Source organism: Belliella calami, assembly GCF_022549695.1.
In the GTDB taxonomy this organism is placed as follows: domain Bacteria; phylum Bacteroidota; class Bacteroidia; order Cytophagales; family Cyclobacteriaceae; genus Belliella; species Belliella calami.
The window spans coordinates 1-10,314 of the sequence record NZ_JAKZGS010000032.1; the positions used below are offsets into that span (position 1 = coordinate 1).

The 10,314-nt window shown below is 38.0% G+C and carries 7 protein-coding genes; all 7 read right to left on the reverse strand.

What is annotated here, in order from left to right:
* Nucleotides 1-265 precede the first annotated feature (265 nt).
* Complete coding sequence (locus MM236_RS19485; protein WP_241276676.1) at nt 266-1,228, reverse strand: hypothetical protein; 963 nt, start codon at nt 1,226-1,228, stop codon at nt 266-268.
* 554 nt (nt 1,229-1,782) lie between these two features.
* A complete protein-coding gene (locus tag MM236_RS19490) occupies nt 1,783-2,781 on the reverse strand; it encodes a 4-hydroxyproline epimerase (RefSeq protein WP_241276677.1) in 999 nt (332 codons plus the stop codon).
* Between the two features lie 138 nt (nt 2,782-2,919).
* Nucleotides 2,920-3,309 (reverse strand): type II toxin-antitoxin system VapC family toxin, encoded by a 390-nt coding sequence (gene vapC, locus MM236_RS19495; RefSeq protein ID WP_241276678.1) that lies wholly within the window; start codon nt 3,307-3,309, stop codon nt 2,920-2,922.
* Nucleotides 3,306-3,500: a type II toxin-antitoxin system VapB family antitoxin gene (locus MM236_RS19500; RefSeq protein WP_241276679.1), complete on the reverse strand. Its 195-nt coding sequence runs from the start codon at nt 3,498-3,500 to the stop codon at nt 3,306-3,308. Before MM236_RS19500 ends, vapC begins: the two co-directional genes overlap by 4 nt.
* Before the next feature lie 308 nt (nt 3,501-3,808).
* Nucleotides 3,809-5,260 (reverse strand): aldehyde dehydrogenase (NADP(+)), encoded by a 1,452-nt coding sequence (locus MM236_RS19505; RefSeq protein WP_241276680.1) that lies wholly within the window; start codon nt 5,258-5,260, stop codon nt 3,809-3,811.
* 597 nt (nt 5,261-5,857) lie between these two features.
* Nucleotides 5,858-6,748, reverse strand: coding sequence for a dihydrodipicolinate synthase family protein (locus tag MM236_RS19510; protein WP_241276681.1), 891 nt, complete (start codon nt 6,746-6,748; stop codon nt 5,858-5,860).
* Nucleotides 6,749-7,105: 357 nt separating this feature from the next.
* Complete coding sequence (locus MM236_RS19515) at nt 7,106-9,901, reverse strand: TonB-dependent receptor (protein ID WP_241276682.1); 2,796 nt, start codon at nt 9,899-9,901, stop codon at nt 7,106-7,108.
* Between the last annotated feature and the right edge of the window lie 413 nt (nt 9,902-10,314).

Sequence of the window (10,314 nt, forward strand, 5' to 3'; positions counted from 1 at the left end):
AATGAAAGCAACTGCAAAATACGGATGGCATCTATCAAACCTGGTAGCATTTATCAGACTGAATATTTTCGTCAAAATTGAATTACAAAATTGGCTGGACAGACCGTTTGAAGATCATGACAAACCCACAAAATATAACCCACAGGGGATTCTTTTTCCAGATTATAAATAAATCACTTCACAATTGCCTCTAACCTAATATTCTTAAAGAAGAAAAAATTATTTAGGACAGCATTGCATAAAAGTTAAAGAAATACACAAACATTTAATTTTCATACCAATCATAAGTAAATTCCATTCTTGAGAAACTATGAATTGCCCTACCATTATGCATGGATTGATCAGGGTTTACTTTTCCACCGGTACTTAATATTTTCATATAAGATCTATCGAATATTTGATTTACAGTGACATTATCTGATTTTGACGGGATTTTCACAGTAGTTGTCAAATTACTTGTTAGCCACTCTCCATTGGCTCCTTTAACTTGATTTGTCATTGTTAATTCGTATGATCCTGAGCCATTGTGATAAATTACAAAATGATACCCGGTTTCATTTTCTCTCCAATTTTGGATTAAATCTAAATTTACAGATTTCCAAGTTTTGTTTCTAGCGTCTTTTTTAGTCACTTTACCTAATTTTGCTGTTTGAAGTACACCTGTAGGTGTTGGCGTTGAATAATTTACACTGAGATATTTTGCTTCCATATCATAAGCAGAGGTAAAAATTCCTGATCTCCAATTGTTTACTATTCTCATTTCTTTTATTCGAAATGTATTCAGTGAGTTTAGTCTTTGGTTTTCCTTTTTCGAATCAATAACATCTTCAATGTATTGTGGTAAAATAATTATTGTTGGGTTTCTTTTTGTATATTCTTCATCTACCAAAACATTATTTTTTTCATTGAATTCAGGATTTTTTAAATTCACCACGTAGCCTTTCCCCATATGTTCAGAGACTATAGGATCCCAAGATATTGTCACTTTCTCATTTAGCTCCCAATCATGATATTCACTGTATGGAAAATACAGGTAAAGTTTGTGATTTTTAATTATTTCTTGATCTAGATTTGAAAAGACATTGAAGTTTTCATTAAAAGAGTCTAGCTTGATTTCTTCAAATTCAAAATTGTTGGTAAGGTCTTTTATTTTAGCCCAAAAATCTGTTTTTAGATTTTCTTTTTTTGATCCAAAACCTATAAAAGTATTTAATGAAATACGTTCCAAGTCTCTTAAAAGAATTGTTTGTTCAAGGGATAGATCTGTTAGGTTTTCTTTACTGACTTCATTTAAGGTTCTTGGTCATTTAAATTTTCTTGACACCCCCCCCTACTAACAAAATAGTAGAAAATGCCACTAAGGCATACCTGATTTGATAAAATTGATTTTTCATAATGTGAATATTAAAAGAATTTATTTTCTGCAAATGTAATTAGTTGCACAATGAAATCAAGTGTTGGGTAAATTATTTTTTTGAGCTATTATGATTGATTTAGAGGGTCTTATGTCTGAAAAAAGTATGTTTAACCTTGCTTTATTATTATAAAATTCGACTTTTAAAATCGATTAGCTGGTTCAAAATATACAAGAAATCATAGAAATTAGCTTTCTTCGTTTTCTCCTAATTCTTGTTCTTAAGTTTTGATAAATTATATAAAACTAAGAAAAAATTGATTTTATTATGTTAGAAAAACTGAGAGAAAACTTATTTTTCATACAGCTATTTTTTAAAATAACTGTACGAAAACCCATGACCATCCGCTTTATCCGTGTTCCATACTCTAAATTACCTGAAAGCCATGCACATAAGGGTCGTCATCATCCAAGATAATTGTATTGTACCCATACACTTTTGCCCAACCTTCTATACTTGGAATGATGGCGGGCTTGCCAGCGATTACGGTGACTTCTTCTATCCTTCCAGTGAATTTGGATCCGATAAAACTCTCATGGATAAAATCATCTCCTGGTTTAAGTAATCCCTTGGCAAACCACTGTGCCATTCTTGCCGATGTGCCTGTGCCACAGGGGGATCTGTCAATGGCTTTGTCACCATAAAAAACGGCATTTCTTGCCGTGCTGGTAGAGTCCAGGGTTTTTCCAGTCCATAAGACATGCGAAAGTCCTTTGATCTGTGGATGTTCGGGATGAACGAATTCGTATTTTTCATTCATCTTTTGCCTTAAGTTTCTCGCCATGGAAATCAACTGCTCAGCTCTGTAGTGCTCCAGTCCCGGAAAATTCTGCTGAGGATCAACGATACAATAAAAGTTACCACCATAAGCCACATCAACAGATAGTTTGCCAAGCTCTTCGGTTTCGATTTCCAACCCTTCTGCGGCTAGGAAGCTTTTTACATTGGTCAGTTTGACAGAAATTACCTTATTTCCATCCTGTTTGTATTCCACCAAAACCAATCCTGCCGGAGTTTCCATTTTTAGATGTCCGGGTTTTTTGGGTTGAATCAAACCTTCCTCAATGGCAATGGTAATCGTCCCGATAGTTCCATGTCCACACATAGGCAGGCAGCCTGAGGTTTCGATAAAGAGCACCGCCAAGTCATTTTCAGGATCATGTGGAGGAAAAAGCATGGAGCCAGACATCATATCGTGACCACGTGGTTCAAACATGAGCCCTGTCCTGATCCAATCTAGGTTTTCCAGAAAGTACTGACGTTTTTCGAGCATATTACTGCCTTTCAAAAAAGGAACTCCACCTGAGACTACTCTTACCGGATTGCCACAAGTATGGGCATCTATGCATTGGAAGGTTTTTTTCATGTTTTAAAATTAGTATAGAATTGAAATATGGTGGAAATACGATTGAAATAGGGTAGAAATAAAATTGAAATACTTCGGCGAACTTCTCTGCAACCAAGCATAGGCATATTTCACGAAGTATATTTCTATTTCATTGGTTCAAACAGCCTGCAGTCCAAGATGCTTTTCCATATCTGAAAAATCTTTATCATGATGAAGAAGTTTTATGTTATTGCTGATGCAGAATGTGGCAATTATCACATCTATGGTTTTTCTTATGGTAACACTTTTTTTTCTCAATAATCTATAATGTTCTGCCGAAAGCAAAGCTGTTTCTTTTGAGCATAAAGAGAAATATGGTAAGGATTCTAACGCCTCTTTTGCTATTTGGAACTGTTTATCATTTTTAAATCCCTGTAATACCTCCACCAAAATCAAATCCCCAGTCACTAGTACTTTATTCCCAAGGAGCTCATATAGTTTTTCTACATGTTCTTCTTCTTTTCCATTGAAGAAATCTATCCAAACTGACGAATCTACTAGTATCATTGATCAAGTCTCATTTTTTCTAAATCCCCATTCCAAGTTAACTTCCCTTTTAATTTTCGGATCTTACTTTGTTGATTTAATTGAATGATCAACTTTAAGCCCTCTTCAACAGTAGCTTTCTTCGTTTTATGACCTGTGACCTTCATGGCCTCGGTAATTAAATCTTCATCAATCTCTATATTTGTTCTCATTTATGTGTGTGTTTTTTATAAATATACACATAATTTGAAATTTTGGTTTTGTTATAATATGAAACAGGATAGAAATACATTGGAAATAAAGTTGAAATATTTCCTAAAGTATATTTCAAATATTTTTATTAGGGTGAAGGTCAATATCCACAATTATCGCACGGCAAATATTCATCATTATCTGTTTCAAGATATTTTGTCGAAGCTATATTTCACTTATAGTTCGCCGAACTAGTGTACTATTAAGTAAAGACATAAATTCCGCGAGGGAACACTAATTTCCACTAATATCGAGAATCAAATATCCTTTAATATCTATTATTGAGTTCCCCATCAATCATCCTCCAAATTCCCAATGGATTGCTTTCTTTCAATGCGTCTGGCAAAAGCTTTTCTGGCATGTCTTGAAAGGCGATCGGTCTGGCAAAACGCTTGATAGCATACGCTCCAACAGAGGTAGAGCGACTATCTGAAGTGGAAGGGTAGGGGCCGCCATGTTGCATAGCATATCCTACTTCGACGCCTGTTGGGACGCCTTTGAAAAGCAGCCTACCGCATTTTTCCTCTAGAAGATTGATAAGCGCTGATTTTTGAGAAAGCTCTTCCTCCTCTCCCCAAAGGGTTATGGTCAGCTGTCCTTGAAGTTTGCGGGCAATGGCAAGTAGTTCTTCTGAATCTTTATAGATTACCACTATAGCAAATGAACCAAATACTTCTTCTTGAAATAGGTCATCTTCCAGCCAGTCACTCGCCGTAATTTTTGCTAAAGCTGGATGGGCATTGATGATGTCTTCGGCAGAATTTATTTGCAACCACTCAAGCTCTTCTTTGCCTTTTAATTTAGAAAGGGAATCATAGTAAGCTTTTGCTATACCTTCATGCAACATAGGGGCAGCGGCAATCTCTTTGATTTCCTTTTTGACGGTTATGCAAAATGCATCTGCGTGGATTTGCGGTATCATGATCAAACCTGGATTGGTACAAAACTGCCCTGCTCCCAAAGTGAGTGAGCTTACAAAAGATTTTGCCAAACCTTCAATGTTGGATCCTAATTTATTTTCTAATGTAATAATTGGATTTACAGAGCCCATTTCTGCAAAAACAGGAATTGGTTCTTCCCTTTGATTGGCGAGATCGAATATAGCTTTACCACCTTTAAATGAACCTGTGAATGCCACCGCCTTAGCTATGCGGTGCTTTACTAACTCTTGCCCCTCTTCGACACCGCCCTCTACATGGGTAAACAACCCTGAAGGGAGTTTGGATTCTTCTATGGCTTTTGAAATCAATTGTCCAACCAATTCTGATGTCTTGGGATGTGCTGGATGTCCTTTGTAGATGACGGGACATCCTGCTGCCAATGCAGAAATAGTATCACCTCCAGCAGTAGAAAAAGCCAGTGGAAAATTACTAGCACCGAAAACTACCACTGGTCCGAGTGCCGTAAGGAATCTTCGGAGGTCTGGCTTAGGTGCCGGGGTTCTTTCTGGATTTGCATGATCTATGACTGCTTCTACCCAGCTTCCTTCTTCCGCCAAGTCAGCAAATAGCTTGATTTGTCCAACTGTCCTACCTAATTCTCCAGTGATTCTCCCTTCTGGTAAGTTTGATTCACTAGATGCCAATGGGATCAAGGTGGTTTTTTCAGCTTTGATATTTGAAGCTATTTTTCTCAAAAAATCCGCTTTGCTTTTTCCCGAGATTTTTTTGAATTGCAAAAATGCTTCTTGTGCGTCTTGGAAAATATGGTCGTAGTTCATGGATAATTATTTTAGTTATTGGTTGAATAGTGGATTAAGTTATTTTAGGGCAAATTCTCTGCTCTCGCAAAGCTTGTCCTGTAGAATTAATGGAGACAACAGAGGGACAAAGTCCACAGCGTCTAGTTTCTAGAACTGTCACGTCCTGATTTTACCTGACACTTTATTTATTCTTAACCTCTCGTTTTATAGGCAAGTCATTTCGAACGTAGAGAGAAATCTCGAACTGAAATTCACACCCCAACTTCAATTTTAACTTTCCAGTTTCAAATAGGGACTATACCTCCCCGCAATTCTGTGGGACAAGCTTCTCTCGAATGCATTCGGGATCGAGGTGACGTAGTCGTAGAAATATTGTTTCTTCTCATATCTGTCTGTCGCGTCCTGAAATTACTTATCACTTTTTTTATTGTTTTTCTTAACTTTCGACGACCATTCAATTGCCCTTTCAGGGCAGAAATGAACATGTCTTTTTATCCAAGCATAGGGTTATAACCCTATGCTAATGTCAAAAGCCCTTTCAGGGCAAGTCTTACTTTTATACTTTGTCGCCTCTCACGTCTCATATCTTATGTCTCAAATCTCATATCTCCCATCTCAAACCACCGGCCTATTCTCCAGACCTCTTTTGATGATGTTTTCTATTTTGATTCTTTCTTCGCCGACTAGGGTCAACCTTGGTGCTCTGACCCATTCTGTTCCGATACCGGTTAGCTGTTCTGCAAGTTTGATGTATTGGACGAGTTTGGGGTGGATATCCAACTCCAGAAGCGGCAAAAACCACCTGTAGATTTCCAATGCCTCTTCATATTTCCCTTCTTTCACCAAATTGAATACAGCAACAGTTTCTTTTGGAAATGCACAAACCAAACCAGCGACCCAACCATCGGCTCCCATTACCAATTCTTCCATAGCAAGCGTATCCACTCCGCATAGAATTTTGTAACGGTCACCAAATCGGTTTTTCATCCGTGTTACATTTGATATATCTCTGGTGGATTCTTTTATAGCTTGGATATTCTCACAGGCTGTTAGTTCTTCAAACATTTGGATTGTTACTAAAGTCTTGTAATCAACAGGGTTGTTGTATATCATTATTGGTAAATCGGTGCTGTTGGCTACGGCCTTGAAGTAAGTTACCACTTCTCTGTGGTCAGCCGAGTAGCGCATTGGAGGCAAAAGCATCAATCCAGAGGCACCCATTTCTTTGGCTTTTTCAGCCCAGAAAATCGCATCTTGGGTGGCTCCTTCAGCTATATTCAAAACTACAGGCACCTTTCCATTGATGTAATCTACCGTTTCGGTGGTGAGTTTGATTTTTTCTTCTTGAGAAAGTACTGATGACTCACCTAGTGTGCCTCCCAAGATGATTCCGTTCACCCCAGCCTCTAATTGAGCATCGATGTTTTTGAAAAACATTTCCATGTCCAAATTGCCATTTTGGTGAAATTTTGTAGTAACTGCCGGGAATACGCCTTGCCAATTCATATAGTAGATTTTTTTGATTGTTCCTTCTTTGTAAAAAGTTAATTAGAAATAGGTCTTTTAATTTGATGGTCCCTATTCTTTATGATTTTTAAGAGCTTACTTGGACATTTAATTCTAAGTCTAGAATGATGGCCATCCCAGCAAATGATTTCTTTTTTCAAAGTTACTATCTCTAAAAGTTATTTTGACATACAAATTTAGTCGTTCTCGGTACAATATTGACTAAAAAAAAATAGTGTGGTAACTAGGCGAAATTTGAAATGTAAGCTTTTTGTGTGGGAATGCTTTTGAATGGTAATTATAAAAAAAAAACCTCTTGAAAAGTTTCAAGAGGTTTTGGGATTGTATCAAATTTTTTTAGAAGTTGAAATTCAGTCTGGCAAAGATAAACCTTCCATTGAATCCCATTTGCTGGACTCTTCTGGAATACACAAACCTTCCTGAACTGAAGTTACCGCTATGGTTGTGGATATCCTGATAGACGTCAAATAGGTTGTTGGCGCCTACGTTCATTCTCAGGTTGTCTGATATTTTGTAGCTTACAGTCATGTCCGTGACGATTTTTGGCGAGAATGTCTGGTCAAGAGACTCTCTTTGACCAGTCAGGGAGTTGATAGGCCAAGTAGAAGGGTCAGTGCCCATAGTTGGGTCAAGAAACACTACTTTTCCAAATCTTACAGCTCTTGCCATGAAGGTGAATTTTCCTACATTGTAGTTTGCCATAAAACTCACTTTATCTCTTGGGCTAGCTACTTCTATTCGGCTTTGGTCTTCCCTGTTGAAGTAATTCCCAATCTGCCCTGTACTTTCTAATATTGGTGATGCTTTGATGATCGGGTTACCGTTGCCATCTTTCACGACTGAATTGTCAATCAATGTACCTGCTAAGATCAAATTTATGCTAGAGTTGTCTTTCAGAGGAATGGTATAGGTGATAACAGACTCTATACCTCTAGCTCTTGTGTCTATGGCATTGGTGAAGAAGTTTGCAGTATTGGCATTTGCCGCAGAGAGCTGTTCTGCCAATACAGGGTCTCCTCCATCTGTAAAGTTGTTTGTCAATACTATTCTGTCATCGATATCTATCTGGTAGGCATCAATGGTGATTTCTAAATTCTCAATTGGCAGAATAGTGGTGCCGAGTGCAAAGCTTCTTGAAGTTTCTTGTTTCAAAGAAGGTATTCCGAGAATCCTTGCAGGATCGCTATCGTTTCTAAAAGTACCTGCTTCTACCGGAACTAGACCTTGGCCGGGTAAAGTGACGAATAGAGTGTTGACTCTTGAGTAGAACCGCTGCTGCATAGAAGGAGCTCTAAATCCAGTTGAAGTGGATGCTCTCAAAATAAAGGCATCTGACACTTTGTATCTAGAAGCAATCTTGTAGTTTATCGTGCTCCCAAAGTCTGAGTAATTTTCAAACCTCAAAGCTGCTGCTACATTGAATCCTTCTGTGAATTCTTGGTCCAAATCTATGTATGCCCCGATATTGTTACGATTCCAAGTTCCTGCTGTAGAAGGGGAGAATCCAGCAAACACCTGTGCGCCAGCAGCAACACCGGAATTTGGGTCAAAATTTCTGTAGGAAGATTCCTCTCCGGCATTGATCGCAAATCTTTCAGTCCTAAACTCAGCTCCTGCTGCTACATTTAGTCCTTTTAGGATATCATATTTTTTCGAAGCATCAAAATTTACTGTATTCTGAAGGAAATTCAACCCTCCTGCATCAAATTCCCTTTGGAAGTTTGGTGTTTGTAAAGCTTGGGTATAATTGACCGAATTGGAGATCAAAAAGTCGAAAATGTTTTGTCCATAGGTATTGGATAAATCAAAATTCCACTCGCCTAGCTTGCCCGTTAGACCAATTGTATGTGACAGGTCTGTAATATCGGTATTGATTTCTGGCAAAAAGCCATTGGGATAGACTCCGAATACGTTCCCTCTTACTGCGGCAGGTACGGATGTAGGATATCTGTAAAAACCAGCGGCATTTCCTCTTTTGTTATTGTAACCACCAAAGGAATATAGTGAAAGTCCATTTTTGAAAGGAAGTGAAAGGTTGAACATCACGCCACCACTATTAACAGCTGAGTTTCCTATCCTCATGTCAAAATCTTCACGAGTAAGGTTTCTAGCAGCCAATTCTTGATCATCTATGTTTACATTGTTTTCCAACGGGAATATTTGTCCTGTATATGTGCCTGACCTGTTGGTGAAGCCTCTTCTGGAATATTCACCAGTAAGGTTCAAGAAGCCTTCATTTCCTAATTTGAGTCCATAGTTAAGTGCTGCACTGACCATGTTCCCATCTCTTGCAGAAGCACTGCTGTTTTGCCCATCATTGAGGATGTAGTTTCTGTCATAGTTGGTGATATGAGTTCCACCTGCTACGTTTCCAGAGAGACCCTCAGATTTTTTTAATACGATATTGATCACCCCTGCGATGGCATCCGAGCCATATTGTGCGGCGGCTCCATCTCTCAATATTTCGATTTTTTCTACAGCATTGGCAGGAATGGCGTTCAAGTCTGTACCTACTTGACCTCTGTTTACAGTACCATTTACATTGACTAGAGATGATTGGTGTCTTCTTTTTCCATTGACCAAAACCAAGACCTGGTCAGTGCCCAAGCCTCTCAATTGAGCAGGGTCCATGTGGTCAGTTCCGTCAGAAATAGTCTGTCTGCTTGATTGGAAAGAAGGTGCTATGTAGGTTAAAATTTGATTGAGGTCAATTTGCCCTACTGCATCTATTACTTTCGACACAGGAATGATGTCTACAGGTACTGGGGAGTCTATGCGGGATCTAGCTCCCACTCTGGTTCCTGTGACGATCACTTCAGATAGGTCTTTGTCGTCATTCGCCATGATCACACTTATTTCTGATCTGCTAGAAATGTTGATTTCCTGTGTTTTCATTCCTACAAATGACACGATGATAAAGCTACTTCCTGCGGGAATTTCCAAAGAAAAGTTACCATCCAAATCTGTTGTTGTTCCAATACTGGTGCCTTTTACTAATACAGATGCGCCTGGAAGACCGAGACCATCCTCTTCGGTTGTTATTTGGCCTTTTAAGGTTTTTGATTGAGCATGCAGATGCTGCCCTAAGCTTGAGATGATCAAAATCATCAGGATTAATAATTGTTTTTTCATAAGGTAAAAATTTAGTTTGTTTAAAGAATTTTTGAAATAAAGAAGTCATAGCTTTGAGGAATTCAAAACTATCCTAATGGCTATTTAATAAAGTTTTTGTTCCGAGATTCTGTTGATTTTGAACAGGTTTTATGGTTTTCAAAAACTATTTCTATACAATCAAGCCTCCTTTTGGTTAAAAAATATTCCCCAAGAGAAGGTGGTATAAAGAAGGGTCCTTAAAATTTGTGACAGCAAGGATATCTTCTGATTTTCTGAGCGGTAAACGAGGCTCAAAGTAAATAATTATAATCGACAAAACAAAACGTCCACAACTTCAAATCCAAACGTCCTTTGAAATTTATCACATAAAAATAATTTAAAGGTGATTTAAAACAGCATTAAACTGCCATTTGGGTTACTCAAATCATAAT